The sequence below is a fragment of the Bradyrhizobium cenepequi genome (genome assembly GCF_020329485.1).
Lineage (GTDB): Bacteria > Pseudomonadota > Alphaproteobacteria > Rhizobiales > Xanthobacteraceae > Bradyrhizobium > Bradyrhizobium cenepequi.
Map to the genome: position 1 here is coordinate 1 of NZ_JAGKJI010000047.1, position 17,027 is coordinate 17,027.

16 protein-coding genes and 6 pseudogenes are annotated in these 17,027 nt (G+C 60.8%); 9 read left to right on the forward strand and 13 right to left on the reverse strand.

Annotated elements, in window-relative coordinates:
* Positions 1-286: transposase (locus tag J6497_RS32455; protein WP_312010403.1), on the forward strand; the 286-nt coding region annotated here is incomplete at its 5' end.
* Positions 287-385: 99 nt separating this feature from the next.
* Here J6497_RS32455 and rlxS read toward each other — a convergent pair.
* From rlxS to J6497_RS32470, 3 genes are all read right to left on the reverse strand, one after another.
* Positions 386-2,353 (reverse strand): relaxase/mobilization nuclease RlxS, encoded by a 1,968-nt coding sequence (rlxS, locus tag J6497_RS32460; RefSeq protein WP_225708297.1) that lies wholly within the window; start codon positions 2,351-2,353, stop codon positions 386-388.
* Between the two features lie 500 nt (positions 2,354-2,853).
* Positions 2,854-3,135: a hypothetical protein gene (locus J6497_RS32465; RefSeq protein ID WP_225708298.1), complete on the reverse strand. Its 282-nt coding sequence runs from the start codon at positions 3,133-3,135 to the stop codon at positions 2,854-2,856.
* A gap of 21 nt (positions 3,136-3,156) precedes the next feature.
* Positions 3,157-4,296 carry a DNA/RNA non-specific endonuclease gene (locus J6497_RS32470; RefSeq protein WP_225708299.1) on the reverse strand — a complete coding sequence of 380 codons (1,140 nt, stop codon included), beginning with the start codon at positions 4,294-4,296 and terminating at the stop codon, positions 3,157-3,159.
* Positions 4,297-4,928: 632 nt separating this feature from the next.
* Here J6497_RS32470 and J6497_RS32475 point away from each other — a divergent pair.
* Entirely contained in the window at positions 4,929-5,717 is a 789-nt protein-coding gene (locus J6497_RS32475) for a DUF3616 domain-containing protein (RefSeq protein WP_225708300.1), read from the forward strand.
* A complete protein-coding gene (locus tag J6497_RS32480) occupies positions 5,630-6,079 on the forward strand; it encodes a transposase (protein ID WP_249793851.1) in 450 nt (149 codons plus the stop codon). Before J6497_RS32475 ends, J6497_RS32480 begins: the two co-directional genes overlap by 88 nt.
* 310 nt (positions 6,080-6,389) lie before the next feature.
* On the opposite strand, the gene J6497_RS32485 is transcribed toward J6497_RS32480, so the two are convergent.
* The 6 genes and pseudogenes from J6497_RS32485 to J6497_RS32505 form a co-directional block, all read right to left on the reverse strand.
* On the reverse strand, positions 6,390-6,638 hold the full coding sequence (locus J6497_RS32485; protein WP_312010407.1) for a S26 family signal peptidase: 249 nt from the start codon (positions 6,636-6,638) through the stop codon (positions 6,390-6,392).
* Positions 6,639-6,917: 279 nt separating this feature from the next.
* On the reverse strand, positions 6,918-7,136 hold the full coding sequence (locus J6497_RS32490) for a helix-turn-helix domain-containing protein (protein ID WP_225708301.1): 219 nt from the start codon (positions 7,134-7,136) through the stop codon (positions 6,918-6,920).
* Positions 7,137-7,294: 158 nt separating this feature from the next.
* On the reverse strand, positions 7,295-8,116 hold the full coding sequence (locus J6497_RS41715; protein ID WP_225708302.1) for a DUF2285 domain-containing protein: 822 nt from the start codon (positions 8,114-8,116) through the stop codon (positions 7,295-7,297).
* 19 nt (positions 8,117-8,135) lie between these two features.
* Positions 8,136-8,261 (reverse strand): hypothetical protein, encoded by a 126-nt coding sequence (locus J6497_RS41375; protein ID WP_283845489.1) that lies wholly within the window; start codon positions 8,259-8,261, stop codon positions 8,136-8,138.
* 335 nt (positions 8,262-8,596) lie between these two features.
* Positions 8,597-8,943: pseudogene (gene panD, locus J6497_RS32500) on the reverse strand (aspartate 1-decarboxylase).
* Positions 8,944-9,331: 388 nt separating this feature from the next.
* Positions 9,332-9,652 (reverse strand): DUF736 domain-containing protein, encoded by a 321-nt coding sequence (locus tag J6497_RS32505; RefSeq protein WP_225708303.1) that lies wholly within the window; start codon positions 9,650-9,652, stop codon positions 9,332-9,334.
* Positions 9,653-10,474: 822 nt separating this feature from the next.
* Here J6497_RS32505 and J6497_RS41720 point away from each other — a divergent pair.
* Positions 10,475-10,735, forward strand: a complete 261-nt coding sequence (locus tag J6497_RS41720; RefSeq protein ID WP_312010406.1) for a hypothetical protein — start codon at positions 10,475-10,477, stop codon at positions 10,733-10,735.
* Between the two features lie 224 nt (positions 10,736-10,959).
* On the opposite strand, the pseudogene J6497_RS32515 reads toward J6497_RS41720, so the two are convergent.
* Together J6497_RS32515 and J6497_RS32520 are read right to left on the reverse strand one after the other, a co-directional pair.
* Positions 10,960-11,307 (reverse strand): annotated as a pseudogene (locus tag J6497_RS32515) (hypothetical protein); the annotation flags it as partial.
* Between the two features lie 334 nt (positions 11,308-11,641).
* Positions 11,642-12,700, reverse strand: a pseudogene (locus J6497_RS32520) (DUF7146 domain-containing protein).
* A 133-nt stretch (positions 12,701-12,833) separates the two neighbouring features.
* Here J6497_RS32520 and J6497_RS32525 point away from each other — a divergent pair.
* The 3 pseudogenes from J6497_RS32525 to J6497_RS42220 all read left to right on the forward strand — a co-directional run.
* Positions 12,834-13,460 (forward strand): annotated as a pseudogene (locus tag J6497_RS32525) (metal ABC transporter ATP-binding protein); the annotation flags it as partial.
* Positions 13,457-13,606: pseudogene (locus J6497_RS32530) on the forward strand (metal ABC transporter permease); the annotation flags it as partial. The pseudogenes J6497_RS32525 and J6497_RS32530, both read left to right, overlap by 4 nt.
* Before the next feature lie 32 nt (positions 13,607-13,638).
* A pseudogene (locus J6497_RS42220) lies at positions 13,639-13,752 on the forward strand (HNH endonuclease); the annotation flags it as partial.
* 89 nt (positions 13,753-13,841) lie between these two features.
* Here J6497_RS42220 and J6497_RS32540 read toward each other — a convergent pair.
* On the reverse strand, positions 13,842-14,189 hold the full coding sequence (locus J6497_RS32540; protein ID WP_225708305.1) for a hypothetical protein: 348 nt from the start codon (positions 14,187-14,189) through the stop codon (positions 13,842-13,844).
* A 79-nt stretch (positions 14,190-14,268) separates the two neighbouring features.
* Entirely contained in the window at positions 14,269-14,631 is a 363-nt protein-coding gene (locus J6497_RS32545; RefSeq protein ID WP_225708306.1) for a phosphoglycerate kinase, read from the reverse strand.
* Positions 14,632-15,116: 485 nt separating this feature from the next.
* Between J6497_RS32545 and J6497_RS32550 the strand changes: the two genes are divergently transcribed.
* Positions 15,117-15,701, forward strand: coding sequence for a helix-turn-helix domain-containing protein (locus J6497_RS32550; RefSeq protein WP_225708307.1), 585 nt, complete (start codon positions 15,117-15,119; stop codon positions 15,699-15,701).
* Entirely contained in the window at positions 15,694-16,920 is a 1,227-nt protein-coding gene (locus tag J6497_RS32555) for a type II toxin-antitoxin system HipA family toxin (RefSeq protein WP_225708308.1), read from the forward strand. The genes J6497_RS32550 and J6497_RS32555 overlap by 8 nt, the downstream gene beginning before the upstream one ends.
* Positions 16,921-17,027 lie beyond the last annotated feature (107 nt).

The following is a 17,027-nucleotide window of genomic DNA, read 5'->3' on the forward strand; positions in this document are numbered from 1 at the left end:
CGGCGCACATGCCATCCTCGTCTTCGACGGCGCCGGCTATCACGGTGCCGGTGCCCTCTCCGTTCCAGACAACATCACCCTGCTACGCTTGCCGCCCTATGCGCCCGAGCTCAACCCGATCGAAAACGTCTGGGCCTACCTGCGTGCAAACAAACTCGCCATCACCGTGTTCGATGACTATGACGACATCGTCAACAAAACCTGCGACGCTTGGAACTTCTTTGCAACAGATCCACCGCGGATCGCTGCCATCACCACACGCCATTGGGCAACGGTCAGCCCTTAAGGCCGTTGGTATTATACTATTTCTGCGGAAGTAGTATAACAATTCTGTCGCAACATAAGCTACTGATTTACCGAGGTATTCACTTTCGCGCTCGTGCCTTCAACGCCCGATACCCCGCTTTAGGCCGATCGACCAGGAAATCCCCTCTCCACCAACGCTGCCCGCGACGAGCTGCCCGTGCGCCCGCTCCAAAACCGGCCGCCATGGCACCAGCGCAAAATCATGCGCGCGCTCGATCAGGGCAAATCGTCCACTGTTCAGTGTCAGCATGCGCCGATAAACGCCGGTGACGTTGTCGCCCGCCTTGATCTCGAAGTGCTCAAGCCCCGTTCGCGCCGAAATATCCGCAGCTGTTCGGGCAAGCTCTCGGCCCTCCAGCGTCCGCAGCAAAGTCCGCGCATAGCGCATCTGACCATCCTGCTCCCGCGCGAGCCCCTGCTCGATCAGCCATTGCCGCCTTACCCGCAGTGCTGTCTCGACCTCCGCCCCCATTCCGCTTGGCGCCAGCGCTTCCGGCACTTTGGCAACGAGCTGGCGATCGAGCCAGGTCGCCCCGAGCGCCTGCGGCAAATCCTCGAGCCGATGCCAGGAAAGAACCGCAACCTGCACCGGCTTGCGCGAGCGGTCAAACGCCTCATACCGCAACGCTCGATCGAGATGGTTTTCGCCGACCTTCCAGCTCCCGTCACTTTGCCGGCTCACCAACCCCGCCTGTCGCATCGCCTCCAGGCGCCGCACATGGGAGGCGACATATTCGCCAGAGGCTTGCGGATCGAACGCCCGGTGCAGGCGATCGCTGTAGACGCCATGATGCGCAGCAGCGATCTTGCCGATGGTCCGATCGATCTCGCGTGGCTCAACGGTGCGCGATCTGAGTTCGACAATGCTGTTCCGGACAGGCGCGTCTTCATTGGCGGCGAGACCACCGATCTCGGCGTAATGCGTTCGCCCGTCGATGCCGTCGAGCACCACATAGCGGCGCTCACTCAATTCATCCGAAAACCCTTCGCCGACAACCCTGCCGACCAAGCGCCGGCCGCCTTGTTCCGGATCGAAGATCGCGTAGCTGCCTCCTGCCCGCGAAAGTCCGGCGGCGCCAAGCTCCCGATGCATGGTCTTGATGATGTCGCCGCGTTCGCCCATTCGCCTGAGTTTTGCTTCGAGCTCGGCATCGATCCGCCAATGGAAAGGCGCCTCCTCGCCCGCCAAGCCCATCCGCTCGAGGGTTCGCAACCGCCCTATCCGCGCCGACTGCCAGGCGGGTTCGCTTGTGGGTCTTGCACCGACGTCCAGCCTCCCTTCGACGGCATCGCGCAGGATGGCGCGATCGAGGCGCGTGAACCGCTCGGCGGTGACCTCCTGCTGAAGCTTGCGGGTGGCTTCGATTTCCGTCTCCGGGCCGAGCTCCCGGGTGATGAGATCCGACGCCCGCGCTCGCAAGCCGTGGGCGATGTACTCGCGGGCGATGACAAGGTCATCTCCGGCGTCATCCTTGCCGCGCAGCACGATGTGGCTGTGGGGATGGCCGGTGTTGAAATGATCGACCGCGACCCAGTCGAGCCTGGTGCCGAGGTCCTGTTCCATCTGCCGCATCAGGTCGCGGATGAAGGGCTTCAGATCCGTTAGCTCCGCGCTGTCCTCCGGCGCCACGATGAAGCGAAACTGGTGGCGGTCAACACCGCTTCGTTCCGCGAACGCCTTGCCGTCGGCGTGGTCGCTTCCCGCGGCGTAGAGTTCGCCCGGCTCGCCGGCGCGTGTGACGCCGTCGCGCTGCACATAGCGCAGATGCGCTTGGGTAGCGCTCGTCTCGCCTGCCTTGATGCTCACGATGCGCGCCTTGATCACGACCCGGCGCCGTCCCGCATCCCGACGCCGCCCCGCGAGGACCGTACCCTGCGCGCCACCTCGTCCGATGCAGGCACCGGTGAACGACGACGCTCGCCGCGAACTCGGAACCGCCTTCTGCGCCTCCTGACGGACACGCCGTAGATAGCTCGTTGCTCGCCTGGCTTTGCGGTTGCCGATCCGCCCGAGCTTCACGTCGAATTCGTCGTCGATCTCTTTCATGGCGGGCGCTCGCAATCCAGGGAGCCGCCGATATGTGGTGCGGCCGGCGCCGTGCCAAGACGCAGACGTAACGCGCCAAGGACGCCATCACCTTGCAACTGGCGTGGCGACATCGCGCGCCGTGTCAGCGACAAATCTTGGATGTGCAGGCAAGGGCTTGGGCGTCACGAAGCGCCAGTGCTTTTATCTTGCCCTCCCGCCGATCTGACAGCCTCCTTCCTAGAGCTCGCTCACCTTGCTGAAGTCTGGACCGATAGGCCGGTGGAAATTCGTAGCAAACTACATAGAGGTGGATGCCCGATGGCGCACGAACTAGTCTGCGCCCTGGGACTTCCGACGCTGCACCCGCTCGACCGCACCCGTGATTGAAAGCCAAAATATCGCCGCGGCAGCCGCGCGCGGCAACGCGAAGTCGTATCCTACATCGCCGCTAAAATCGACGGCGAGAGCGCCACCTGAATTCGGCAAAGTCTTCTTGGGGACCCCCCGACCTTCCGGAACTAGCTCTCGTTTTCGTTCGTCTTGAGCTGGCTCGACCAGCCGCAGAACGCCTTGCTGCCAAGGAGATAGAGGATGAGAATAAGCGCGGCAATGACGGGGGACCCCAGCATGCCCAAGGCCGGGATCAACTGCACAAGGTAGGCACCGAGTGTCAGTCCTCCGGCCCCGACGACGGTTTCCGGCGTCGGCGCCTTGCCGAACTTTCCGATCTTCTTGAACGCATCGTCGACCATCTTTCGTATCTTGGGATCGCCGCAGATATAGCCGCGCACGACTCGCATCAGCAGCGCGAAGAAGCCGGATTAATGGTGTGCCTGCAGCGCGAGCTGATACGGGTCGGCGGTAGTCATTCCTTGTTTCGAGAGCTCTTCACGCAGCCATTCCAGCCTCTTCAAGGCGTGAGGGTGCATTTTGGCCGCCGCTTCGAAGTCCTGTTGCGACTTGAGCGCCCAGGTACGGTATGCCGAGCTGCGTTGAGATTTTGCCTTCAGGTCGGAGGAAATTGCAAAGGGCTCTTTGAGCAGCACACCCACCAGCCGTCCGAGGCGCTGAGCTGCTTTCTCCTTGTCGTTTTGATCAACGACCTCTTGCAAACTCTGGTGGTACTCTGCTCTCGCCAATTGATCGAGTTGGGCGAATCCGGCCTGGATGTCGGCGCCTTGGGGCATTGACGTGTCTACCTCTTCGCGACCGGCAATGGCCTCACCGAGCACTCCATTGCGAGCATTAGCCGCCAGCGTCCCGGCAACGCCGGTCGACGTCGACCTGTCGGAGCGGATTAGGATGTCCGAGACACGCGTGATCTCAATGCCCTCTTCGTCCAGGCTCTCCTCTGCAGCGCGTTCCGGCATCTGGTCCCATTCCGTGACCGGGCCGAAGCTAATGTCGAGATCGCGTTCGATCTGACTGATGCGCTTCTGTCGTATCGAGAACCGCCCCGGGTCGATAGCTTCCTCAGGTAAATTCTCGATCAGGTCACGCTGGCTGAGAACGAATCCGATGGCGCCGGGCGGTTCGTTCCGGTCGCGCCAGATGACGATCTTGAAGAACGCCCATGGGACGCGAGCGTCGTCCAACTTCTTGTCGCGGTCCCCGAAAATGGGGCCGTTGAAGATCGACAAGCGCGTTCTCTGCTGGCCGCCCTGCTCCGAGCTGAAGTTTTCCAGATCACCCCATAGATCGAGATTCGCACTGGTGAAATCGGTCGAGCGGTTGAGGAGATAGTATTGCGGCGCAGCGTTGGTGTAGTGTAACGTATCCCAATTCGCAGCCAGGGCATCGTCCTTGTCGCTGCCCCACGCGGCGTCGTCACGCCGAGTAAGATGGCCTTTGTCGTAGTCATTATCGTTGTAGTACGCACCCCCGAGCTGATCCTGCGGATCAATACGCCAGGACTGACTGCCTTCGTCGCGCGAAACTGACTCTGGCGGATTGAAGTTCACCGTTGCATGCGGACACATAGGCCATGCGTCGCTGCTCGTTCATGATGATACTGAAGCGATGATACCCGACCGCCGCTTGCGCTCTTTCGCACCTGCTCAATCAGTCGATTCAGTCGAAGCGCCACACGCGGCGGCGTATCTGCAGCGAGCGCACGTCCTTCCTCGAGAGCTTCGGTTTTTTTCTCGCGGACTTCAGTGCGCGCGCCACCGTTTGGCGGCTTCTGCTGCCCGCTCCAGAAATACGGAATTGAAGTCGGGATCATTGTCCATTTCTGCGGCCATGGTGATTGTCCTAGGTGGGCTCAAAGCCTGATTGGGAATGCGTTCGGAGCTTGGCAGAGGCACGTGAGCAAATGATTGCCAACCGCGCATCGGGCTATTTCAGGGTACCCTCGGAGAACGGTCAGAGGCGCGGGTCGGGACGGCAATCCCGCCCGCCGCGATCAATAAATTCATGGTTCGAACGCCCTAAACGAAAGGTTGTGTAATCGAGTATTCGCTGTATCGCAGTCAAATGCAACTACGACTTTTTGTCGCTTAAAATGATTTCCGTCATACGTTTTTCATTCGCCGCGGCGTTGCGGCCCGCGGTTCTCTGCATCGTCGTTGCCGCCGTCGCGGCGGCATCCTCTGTGGCCAGGGCCGAGGAGAGCTGGCCGGTCAAGCACGAGCTCAGCGGCAAAGACGGCAAAAAGTCCAAGGACGTCAGTGGGATCGCGTGCACGACGGGGCATTGCTTTCCGCGCTCGTGCCTTGTGATCGATGACAATCTGCAAGACGGTCAATTCGTGACGCTTAAGCAGGGCAAGCTCGTTGCGGGCGCGCCGGTCAAGCTCATCGACAATACGTTCAAGCGCAGGGCTCTCGAGCTCGATGGCGAGGGCGTCGCATTTGCAGGCGACCACTACTACGTGATTGGCTCGCACGGCCATCCGCGTGACAAGAAGCACAAGCTAGATCCCACCAAGGACGCCGGGGAAATCACGGCGCGCATCCTGGCAAGCAGTCAGATTGTGCGCTTTCGCCCGGACGAGAATCAAACAGCCGCGGTCGACATCGAGCGGACATCAAAGCTGAGGGACATTATCGCCTCGGATCAGGTTCTTGCCCCCTATCTGGACCGGCGGCTGGAGGACAATGGGCTGACCATCGAGGGGGTCGCGGTCAAAGACGGCCGGCTGTATGCAGGCTTTCGCGGCCCCGTTCTTGACGATAATCGCGCCGCAATCCTTTCCGTCGAGGTCGACACCCTGTTTGGCGGGACCCCGACAGTCGGCTTTACCGCAAGGCCGCCGGACGGGAGGCAAAGCTCTGCTACATCGGCCACGCCACCATGGAGAACCGCCATGGGCTGGCTGTGGCCGGCATGGTCACGCGCGCCGGCGGCACCGCCGAGTGTCGCGCCTCGGAGCGGATGCTAAAAACCAAGGCCAAGAACGCTGGCCACCGCATCACCGCCGGCGAGGACAAGGCCTATGACACGGCCGATCATGTGGCCAATCTTCGCGCCATCAACGTCACACCGCACGTGACGCAGAACAATGCCGTCACCAAAACCGGCAAGCGCCGCCGAAGCGCCATCGACGAACGGACCACGCGCGACCAGGGCTATGCCATGTCGCAATCGCGCCGGGCGATGATCGAATGCATCTTCGGCTGGGGCAAGCAGCACGGTACGATGCACAAAACCAAACATCGCGGCCTCTGGCGCGTTGCCGCCGACTTCACACTTAACCTGATCGCCTACAATCTGATCCGCATCCCCAAACTGGTCACGGCATAGCCAATGCCGTCGCTCGGGCGACCGGCAAGCGCACACCATCAAACACATCACCGACCCAAAGACACCGCGAATGCCTAAATTTCTGGGTTTTTCAGCAGACTGCTCGAGAGTTTTTCCCAAGTTCACAAGGAGCTCGGCTTGCTCGTCGGAAGGGCTCTCGACGTCATTGTGCCGATCTCAGCTTGCCCTCGGGCATCAGGGAGGTAACGAGAGACGACGGCGCTTGGACGAGCGGAGGAGCCCCGAACGCCGGCAAACCGCGGCAAGCGGCTCCGGCACAACTGCTGACGTTCGTTTCGTCTTTTCCAATCTAGCCGTCGGGATTCCAAGTCCACAGCGGCCGCGCCACGCCCAGAATATCGCACCGCAGGACCGGTCCGAAGTAACGCGAGTCGAACGAATTGGGATGCGGCTGCAGCAGGAAATACTCCCCCTCGACCAGTCTCATGCAGCCTTCCCAGGTTGGCAGCGGGCGCCCCTCCCGGTCCTTCTCCAGCACTTCGGCGGTGACCTGTCCATTGATGGATATGGTGCCGATCGGCTCCTTGGCGCGGCATATTCATCGCCGCCGATAGCGGTGACCTGTTTGAGCAGTGGGACCGGCACCGGCAGGATTTGATGTGTAATGATCAGAAGCTCGACCGCCGGCGGCGGCTTGAAAACGGCGAGTTCGCCTCGCATCGGCAACCGTTGCTCCATGTAATAGAAGCCGAGCGGCGCGCTGCCTGAGGCGTTGTAGATCAGAAGCGGTACTGCGGGCACAGACCATATCAGAAGAGTGACAATGCCGGCGCACATGGCCGAGAGGATTGTGGCCTGGCGCCACAGTCTTGCGCGATCAATCGGCATCGGACGTAGACCTCCGCTTGTTCGCATGCGACCATTCGACGAGGTCTTCAATGTGATAGCGGACGTAACGGCCGTGCTTGCGGTAGGCTGGTCCCCTGCCGTTCACCCGCATCTTCTCAAGCGTGTTCTTGGTGAGCCGCAGCCAGGCGGCTGCTTCCACCGTATTGAGGAACGGCTTGTCAGGTTCTTTATCGTCACTCTTCGTCATATTTCGAACACTCCTATCGCACCAGACACAACCCACGGGTGCAAGCGGAAGCGTCGTCCGATTGGGAGCTATTTTGGGAGTGGCGAAGATGAGAGGTGTTGTTTCCGCCATCCCGCGCAAGCAAGGGTCGTCAAAACGACAATGGCAGAGCGAGCCAACTAACTCAGAAGAGCGCGATAACCGCCTTTCATCAATTCGGTGCCTTTGGCGACGAGGCGTCGGGTGCGGTCCTTCAAAAATTGACTATGGCCGTGCCATTCCTCAGCAACTTTTTTCTCACCAAAGATCGTTATCGCGATCTGTCGGTAGGTCCTGCCCTTCAGGCTTTCGTCGAGCGCAATCAGGGCATGACGGAGACGTGCGTCGCTTGTGAACGGCGGCTTTTGGATCGCTCCATGCCGTTGCTCGGTGAAGCGCTGCAGGCGTCGGAGAAGCTCTGTCTGCCCCGCAAGATCGGCAAGATCGTGCAATTCGAACACTGGCGCAAACGGAGCGGTCAGGACGGAAAGCCCATGAATTTCGACCGGGACTTGCGAGCCCCTTCCCTTCATCAGGACTAGCGTGACGCCATCGATCCCGATAACCGCCCTTCGGTCGACGTTGAAATCGGCCAGCGTGCGCGCTGTGGAGGCATTATCGGGGTCGTTTGGCCGCTGTGCGTTTAGCCGAACAACCCCCTTTAGCGCGCTTGTATGCCAGAACACGGGGGCCTGATGAGGGCAAAGCTTCGGATCGGCGAAGGTGTAGAGTCCCCATTTCTCGGCACGTGGAAAGCGTCGCCTGAGGCGCAACAGCTGCGTCCTATCCTTCAGCGTGACGCATGGCAGGTGCCGGGGAACGGAGCTTCGCCAGTCCGCGATATAGTCATCATTTCGGCGTAAGAACTCCCACGCCCAGTCGGCCCCAGCATAATCGGCAGAATCGCAGGAAGCGGCGTGGTCGTCGGTGCGACCACGCGGAGAAACGACGGAATGATTCACTAGCCGCCCCCGCAGAGAACTACCCGACACCGACCGTTGCGGCCAAATCGGGCAAGAGAACGGCCTCAAGGCGGGCCTGGGCAAGATAGATGCGCTTGAGCATTGCGCCTGGCGCATCGGGAAACACGTTGAACGGACGCGCCACCGGTCGGCTCCATCTTGTGATCTTCTTTCATCTAAGCAGAGGCATAGGGCGAGTCGACCGACGGCTCTGGGCTTAATTTGCTCTTGGATCTTGACTCTTCAGCTATTCGACCTGCCCCGCGCGTGAGCGGGACTGGAGCCGCCGCGCCGAATCGTTCGCGCGTCGCACCTTCATCAATGGCATGGAGCGAGGGCTGCAAAACGCAACCCTCCTTAACAAATTTAGGAGATTTTTCAGCCTTTCGAAATCGACTGCAGATTTACTCGAGGAGAAAGCGTCCGAAATTTGGTGTTCCTATTTCTTGCCCCAGGACTGGAGGACGTGCCGGCATAGAATCAGGTTTTCTGATTCTTCTCGTCAACGATCACGATGCGCGGCTGAAACCTCCGAGCTTCATCGCTGTCGAAATTCGCGTATGCGACAATAATGACCTTGTCGCCTACCATTGCCTGACGCGCCGCGGCTCCGTTGAGACCGATCATGCCCGAGCCGGCGGGAGCCTCTATGACGTAGGTTGAAAATCGAGCACCATTGTCGATGTTGTACACGTCTACGCGCTCATTAACGAGGAAGCCGGCGGCCTCGATGAGGTTTCAATCGATGGAAATCGAGCCCCATAGTGCAAGTCGGCCTCCGTTACGTGCGCACGATGGATTTTGCCCTTCATCAAGGTCACTTGCATCGAGAGTATCCCGTATCGTTGTCCCGGAATTTCGGCGCTGCCAATATGGGGCTGAGAGGCTGCACGTCAACGGGAGGCCCAAGCTAGATTACCCGCGGCTGGGGTATTCTCCGACTGATGGGCAATTGAGCGCAAACATTCTCGCAAACCAATTTCCTGGAGAAAATTTCGGTCGGTAATGGGTGCCGCAAGCAACAGAACGACCGTTCACGAGCCGAGCCGAAGTTTCGGCGAGCGTCGGAGGCGCACTCCATGATCCGAGATACCAGATCTGCTGACCTGTCCGGCCGCATCGGCCGGTACAAGAAATTGGCATGGTGGCGCGTTGCGGTGGGCTTCAAGAGAAGAGCCCCGCCCGAGGATCGGGCGAGGCTCGGTGGAGCGAGTCTCACTCGCCATTCTTGCGCGGTCGCGACCACAGCATGGTGTAACCTTCGCCGCCTTCGTCGTCGAACAGGTTGGCGTAGATCGGCGCGTTGAAGGAGGGATCGTCGAGCTTGAGCGAGAGGTAGTCGCGGCCTTCCTCGGAGCGCTTCGACCAGGCTGCGCCGATCTCGGCTCGGCCGCAGTAGACGCGGTGGCTTGGAGCGTTCTCGCTTGCGCGGTTGGGCTCGCCGACGATGCGGACGCCCTTGGCCTGCAAGCTCAGAGTGATGATCTCGCCCTGGAAATCGTTGCCGACCTTCTTGAAAGAACCGATGGTAGCCATGTCACTTCTCCTTGAGTTGTTTCGAGCCGCGACCACCGCGGCCTCGATGGCGATGAACAGGCCGAGGACGGTCGGCGACGCACCCGCTCGCGGGCCGGAGCGCAGCGGAGGATGCCATGATTGAGACTTTCTTGCCTCGCGAGGAATGGGCGCAAGCCCAGGGGAAGAAAGTCTCAACCATGGCGTTGCGGCTCAGGCGATCGAGGCGCAGCCGGTCTTCGGCCAGATCAAGCTATCAAGAGGCCAAGTGCGTCCGCGCGCTAAACAGCCCCAGGAGATGACGTGGCCGACCGCGGTCGTGCCAGGCAAGAGGTCGACGAGGTCCAGCGTGGAGAAAGAAACAGCGTGCAGGAAATGGCGATACGGTCTGCCGCGAATGCCTGCGATAGAGCACCTCCTCCACCACCACGCGCGGTGGGCCGAATTATCTCGGCGGCTCATGGTCATCTGGCGCCCCGAAAGACCGCACCTGCCGAAGATGCGCCTCGACAAGAGATCTCGCCACGTCCGATAGTGTGGCCCCCAAGCGAGGAGAAGGATTATCGCTCGCGTATGGCGGTCGTGAGAACTGGCTGAGACTTGTTCCCACTCGCACTGCCCGGCTCCGGTCGTGGCTGCGCGAAGACCGCGATCCGCGTCCATGCCGTAGCTCCGATGAACACTGCACCGAAGCAGGCGAAGACCTCGCGCCACAGCAGCGAGGGCACGCCGACCTGTGATAACCCGAAAATCACGTGATAACCGGCGATCCCCGCCGGAAGCCGCGAATGCCGCGGCAACCATACCGCGCAAGATCCTCGGCCTTGCCTTAGCAAAGGCAAGTTGGCCAACGGCGAGCGTCACCGCGGCCGTCGCGATAGCTACGAGCAGCGCACCAACGACTCCGGCACCACCGTGGAATGCCATTATGCCGACGGTGATGGCCGTGAAGAATGGAAGGGCATATACCGCGAGCTCAAACACGAGCCAGCAGAACAAGCGTATCCCGAGTGTATTGAAGACGACTCCAAGGGCGAGCATGGTGGTGGCTCCGTTCGAGGATGTGACGGGTCGCGCCTTCCACCACCACCACGGCGCAACTGAACGTATAGCTGAGACTAAGGCGAAGATGGGACGCAAGCCCGCCTTCGCAACGGACATGCGATTTCATCTTCGGCAACCGGCCTATCGACACATGGAGCCTGCCCAGTCCTGTCGTCCCAATCTGTTCAAGCCCTTTGGGCGGCGCTTACGCGCCGCCGTTGCCAAATTTCCAGACCGGGATTCCGAGTGTCTTCGCCTTGTCGGCCAGGTTGTCCTGGATGCCGGGACCGGACTTCCGAGCCGTTCTGCTCGCGCTGGCTCTTCTGCTGCGCCTGCTCGTTCTGGTCGAGCTCGCGTTCGATGCGGTCCACCGCCCGGTGGAACAGGTTGACCGTCGACCAGAGCAGGTCGTCGAGGTCTGGTTCGAGGCGGGTGTCGGAGAGCGTCGCGACCAGGGCGTCGAAGATATCGGCGATCGCACCGGCCACGACGTTGCCTTCGGGGAGCGGCCTTGGATCGGGCCTATCCTGCAAGGGACGGTAACCATAGAGCTGAAGCTCCTGGAGGATGTGATCAGTCGAGGATGAAGCGTGCAGCGGTTCGAAGTCGGTGTCGTCGCCGTCGGTCGTCATGGGTGAGGTCCTTTGCCGGATCGGCCGCGCCCATCGCGGCCTTCGTGGCGATCACTCAGACGGCGGGCGGGGCGGACCAGAACCCGAAGTGACACGTCCGCCGAAGCCCGCAGGCGGAGGGCCGAAGCGAAGCGGAGGATGGCGGAGGCGCGGCTATTTTGTTTCGCGATGCAAAGGCGCGGGGCACGCGCCGGCGGAAAATAGCCGCGCCGCAGCCATTGCCGGGCCGAGCCGCTTGCCGTCCGATCGCCCTCTAGAAGGCCAGGGGCGCGCCTCTGTCGGGCAGGCACGGCCTCTCACCGACCGATCGCGACGGCGTGCGACCGACCCGCATTCAACCGGTCTCGACAGCCGCGAAGGACATGAAGCGCGCGACGTCTTGCGGAGCGAGTTGTACGCGTAAGGCCTCACGAAGGTCATCGAGGCCGAAGGTCCGCAGATCCTCGTTGAAATCGCCAAGCCGCGGCGACAGGGCAATCGCCTCAACTCCGGCCGCCATGGCGCGCTCGGTCAGGGCTGCTGCCGCCAACTCGCCGGCCGCGTCGGCGTCGCGCGCGATATAGAGGTGGCGAAGTGTCAGTGGGAGCACAAGCGCGGCCAGATGGTTGGCGGAGAGCGCAGCAGCCATCGGCAGCTTTGGCAGCACACAGCGCAGTGACGCCATGGTCTCGATGCTCGCCCGCCGCGAGCACGTCGCTCGCCGTGCCGAATCGGACGGCGTTGCCGAGAAGGTCGCCCATGGCCCGCCGCGGCGTGTCAATCGGCGCCTTGCCGAGGGTTGCGGAACCGAAGCCGTCGGGATCGAGCCAGGTCCGATGTACGCCTGTGATTCGGCCGTCGAGATCGGTGACACCCGCAATCAATGCGGGCCAAGTCTCGACCGGCGCGTCCTCATCGGGTCGGTAGTAGCAGCGCGGGTGAAAGCGTAACGCGCTATCGTGGCGTAAAGCCGTAATGCCACGGTTACGCAAATACCTTTCCGCGAGAGTCCCAGCAATCGGCTGCGACATGGCGAACAGTCGTCTCGCCGCTCCCGGCGACCCGCTCTGCGGTCGGATGCGCGCGGCCCCCGGCGATAGCTCAAGCTCTGAGCGAGGCAACTTAAGAAAGCGTCGCGCCTCCTCGGCGACGTCGTGGAAATCGAGGAGCCGCAGCTTTCCCGGATGAGGTCGAGCAGGTCGCCATGCTCACCCGTGGCGGCATCGGTCCATTTACGGGCTGGTTCCTTGGAGGACTCTCTCAATCGGACGAACATGGAGCGGCCGGGCGCGTTGCGGACGTCGCCAACCATCCAGTAGCGGCCTTGCCGACGGCCGTTCGAAAGATAGTGGCGGCACACCGCCTCGGCATCACGCGCGAGACGGTGCGCCAGCTCGGAAGCGTCGCGTGGCATCACGCGGCCTGCCGCTCACCGACGCGCTCGATCGGATAGCGCTCCAGCACCTTGGCGAGGACGCTGATGCCGCTTGTATCTGTCGGCACGAACATCCGCAGCTTCCAGGAGATGATCTCATGGAAGAGGCCGTAAATCGACCCTGCTCAGAGCACTGATGAACGAGCTCCCGCTTGCGTCAGGAAGGATCAATCGCGGCCACGTGGCGCCGACCGATATCGGATATTTGCCGCAGGCGGCGGACATCGACCGTCGCTTCCCGATAACGGTCGGCAACGTGGTCCTGCTCGGTGCATGGCGCCAGGCCGGGGCTTTCCACGCAGTCTCCGAGGGGAGCGGGTCGGAGGCGCGACGCGCGCTTTCATCCGTTGGACTCACCGGATTTGAACAGCGACTTATCGGCACTCTGTCGGCTGGGCAGTTCCAGCGCGTCCTGTTCGCACGATTGCTGCTGCAGAATGCCAAGCTCATCCTGCTCGACGAACCTTTCACCGCCATCGACGCTCGCACCACGCACGACCTTCTCCACGTCGTGAGGCGATGGCACCAGGACGGACGCACGGTGATTGCGGTGCTGCATGATGTCGAACAAGTGCGCGCGCATTTTCCTCAAGCGCTTCTGCTCGCGCGCGAGCCCATCGCATGGGGCCCGACCGTGACAACTATGACGGCCGACAATCTGCTGCGAGCTTGGCTGATGGCCGAGCGATGGGATGAGAACGCTGCCATCTGTGACGTGCCGGACCAGAGCGCAGCATGACAGTCTACCAGGTATTCATCTTGCCATTCGTCGAGTACGGATTCCTGCGCCGCGCGCTTATCGCCTGCGTTGCACTCGGGCTGGGCTCTGTACCCGTCGGCGTGCTCTTGATGCTCCGCCGCATGAGCCTGGTCGGCGACGCCATGATCCGCGATACAAGACAGTATGGACGAAAGGTCACAAACTCCCCGTGTACCACGGCGGGACGGACAACATCAGTAACATCCAGGCCGAATGCTACGAGTGCAATTTCAGGAAGAATGCGGGAGCGCTAAATAGGGGTACCAGATAGCGCCGATCAGGGCAGTGCCATCGCCATACCCCAGCTGTGGACCGGCCATGATCCATCGGCTTCTTCCTCTACGGTGAAATCGAAATTTTTTAGGCGCTTTGCTTCCAACATCCTGAGCACATCGAAAAACGGTTCCGCGTAACCTCCAGCGAAAGGTGCAGCGTTGGAAGGTGCTCCGCCTTGAAGAGATGTCCCGCGTCCGTAAACTCCGTCTTCATTGGCGTTGGGGCCATCATGATGCCGGGCCACGTGAAGTAAGGCTCGGGCATCGTAAATGCCGCGGGCATGATCATGTAGCTAAATTCCACGGACTGCGGCGGCGGACCCGGCTGAACAACCTGGCCGAAATTGAGAGCGCAGCCTCCCAGAATTTCTCCCCGCCAGTTTCCGGGCTTGACGCTTGGCAGTTCGAAGCGTGGTCTCTTGGCCTTGGGCACTTGGGCCTCCTTCGGCTGACGATTGGCCGAGAGAGTCGGTCGCGTGGCCGCAGCCGTGAGAAGGCTCCGGCCCAGACCGCTACCACCAGGATGTGTAGTAGACGGCCCGATTTGCCGCGAGAGCTTCTCGCGCCTTCGCGATGAATGCGAGATCATCCTCAAGCTCGGAGCCATCCGATACGCCGAAGAAGCCTCCGGTTTTCGGCAGGCACTTTGTGCGGATGTCGGCTTCGAGCTGCTGCAGATCGTCCGCCGTGAGCGCGACGTTTACGCAGTTGAAAGTTCTCATCCTGCCGCCCCTTTTTCGATAGAGCCGCTCCATCCAGCCATGCAGGTTGGGATGCTTGCGCCAGTTGTAAATCTTCACTGAGTCCGGAGCGTCAAAATCCACGGCAGCGGACAAGGCGTTATCGGTAGCAAGAGCATACATATCGAGTCCCATTTTCGTTTCCTTTCGTTGGTTGTTGTCGTCCCGAAGGACGCCGACGAAAGGCCGGGCGGAACGAGCTGGCGCCGTCATGACCAACACGGTCGCGCCCGCGGCGCGAGCGGTGCGGACAGGTCATTGACGGCAAAGCGCCGCCCGGCAAAAGGCGAACCTGCCGAGGGCGCAACGCCACGAAAGCGAACGAACGGGCTGACCAGTTTGCGGCGACCACGACTGCACGGAGCCAGAGTAGAGCCTATGCCACAGGGCATAGCGCAGTCTGGCAGCGGGGGTAGTTTCGGGAACTCCAGGTCGCAAATTCGAACCCTGCTGCCCCGACCACGACCCTGGATGTGGACTGCTGGCCCTGATATGTTATAATAGATCATTAGGGTTAAGCGATCTGCGTTTGCAGATCAATATTGCGCTCGGCGGGTGCGTGTGATATATATATATATATAAACATATCGACTTTGACTTTTGATATGCGGAGGCATATCTTGGCCTATGCTACTGACGAGATTCTACAGACGCTCCGGACCGCCCGCGAGGGCTCCGGCTTGAGCCAGCGCGACCTCAGCGCGCGGATAGGGGTCCCTCAAAGCCACATTTCCAAGATCGAGAGCGGCGGGACTGATCTCCGGCTCTCCAGCCTTGTTGAACTTGCGCGCGCGCTCGACCATGAAGTGGTCCTCGTGCCCCGCAAGCTTCTGCCGGCTGTCGAGGCCATTGTCCGGAATGCCTCGTCCGCCTTATCCGACGACGCGCGCTTGCGCTCAAGTGTGCTGAACCGCGCACAAGCTGCTGTTACCAGGCTCAACCGATTGCATCAGGATGCGCCTGGGCTGGACCGCCTTAACCAAGCGTTTCGCGAGCTTTCAAACTTCCAGCTCGGAAACTCAGAACTTGAAGTTATTCGGCGCGTCACGGACCGGCTGATGAAGCTGCCAATGAATCGGAACGCGCTGCCGGTCATTCAGAGTGCTTCAAATCAATTGCGAGAGTTGCGCAACCGCATTGCTCACGCTGTGCCGGAAGCACCGCGCCCGGCTTACGCACTAGATGAGGAGGACGAGGATGCCTGACGTATCCGTCCTCGAAGTGCTGCTGTACGGCGAACAGATCGGAACCCTGACCCTCGTTCAGGGCACCCGGACGTTATTCGCCTTCAGCAAGGCTTACATCGACAACCCTGAACGACCCACGCTGAGCCTTTCCTTTAAAGATCAGTTCGGCAAGCTGCTGACGGATATTCCGCCCACGAACACAAGGGTGCCGCCCTTCTTCGCAAACCTGCTGCCGGAAGGCCCGCTTCGCGATTATCTCGCCAAGCAGGCGGGAGTGAACGAAAAACGCGAGTTCTTCCTGCTCTGGGTCCTTGGACAGGATCTTCCCGGTGCGCTCACGATCCGTCCCGCAGATGGCGAGGCTATGCCCCCTAGCGCGGACAACGAGGCCCGTGAAGCTCGCCGGCGCAACGTTCTCAGGTTCTCTCTTGCTGGCGTTCAACTGAAGTTTTCGGCGGTGAAGAATGCCGGGAAGAACGGCGGCCTGACTATCCCTGCCGAAGGTGTCGGCGGCTCATGGATCGTCAAGCTTCCGTCCGAGCGCTATACGGCCGTGCCGGACAACGAGTTCTCCATGATGACGCTGGCGGGACAACTCGGCATGAATGTTCCGGAAGTGCAGCTTATCGAGATGGATGCCATTGAAGGACTTCCGGACGGAATCGGGCATCTAAACGGCCAAGCTTTAGCAGTTCGGCGATTCGACCGCACCGAAACCGGGCCAGTCCATATCGAGGATTTCGCTCAGGTCTTTAGCGTCTGGCCCGAGGACAAGTACAAGCGCGCAAGCGCCAAAAATATCGCAACGGTGATCGGCGTCGAAGCTGGCGACGACGCGGCGGCGGAGTTTGTTCGCAGGCTGGTCTTCAATACGCTGATCGGCAATGCCGACATGCACTTGAAAAATTGGTCGCTGATTTATCCGGACCGCAGGACAGCCGCGCTCGCGCCAGCATACGATTTCGTCTCGACGATACCTTACATTCCGGACGAGTTCGCGGCCATCAAGTACGCTCGTACCAAACGAATGAGCGAATTCTCGTTCGACGAGCTCCGCTATCTCGCCGCGAAATCGCACCTGCCCGAAAAGCTCGTCGTCAATACAGCTTCTGAAACAGTGACGCGCTTCCGCGATGAATGGCCAGCCTCGAAGAAAAACCTGCCCATAGACCCAAAGGTCGCCGAGGCAGTCGAAACACACATGAAGAGCTTAGCTCTCCTCACCGAAAATGTGTAAGCGATCGCCGCTTTTTTCGAGCTACTCCACCACTTCGAAGGGCCAGTCGAAGTAGCAATATAGGAATGGTTTCTGATCCGAACGTCATGCCGAAGGACCTCGCTATA

Excerpts from the sequence above, each read along its gene's own strand:
- rlxS (WP_225708297.1), bottom strand. The coding sequence starts at position 2,353 with ATGAAAGAGATCGACGACGAATTCGACGTGAAGCTCGGGCGGATCGGC.
- J6497_RS32480 (WP_249793851.1), top strand. The coding sequence starts at position 5,630 with ATGGAGAACCGCCATGGGCTGGCTGTGGCCGGCATGGTCACGCGCGCC.
- J6497_RS32555 (WP_225708308.1), top strand. The coding sequence starts at position 15,694 with ATGCCTGACGTATCCGTCCTCGAAGTGCTGCTGTACGGCGAACAGATC.
- J6497_RS32465 (WP_225708298.1), bottom strand. The coding sequence starts at position 3,135 with ATGCGAGTCGTGCGCGGCTATATCTGCGGCGATCCCAAGATACGAAAG.
- J6497_RS32505 (WP_225708303.1), bottom strand. The coding sequence starts at position 9,652 with ATGGCTACCATCGGTTCTTTCAAGAAGGTCGGCAACGATTTCCAGGGC.
- J6497_RS32490 (WP_225708301.1), bottom strand. The coding sequence starts at position 7,136 with ATGACGAAGAGTGACGATAAAGAACCTGACAAGCCGTTCCTCAATACG.
- J6497_RS32545 (WP_225708306.1), bottom strand. The coding sequence starts at position 14,631 with ATGGGACTCGATATGTATGCTCTTGCTACCGATAACGCCTTGTCCGCT.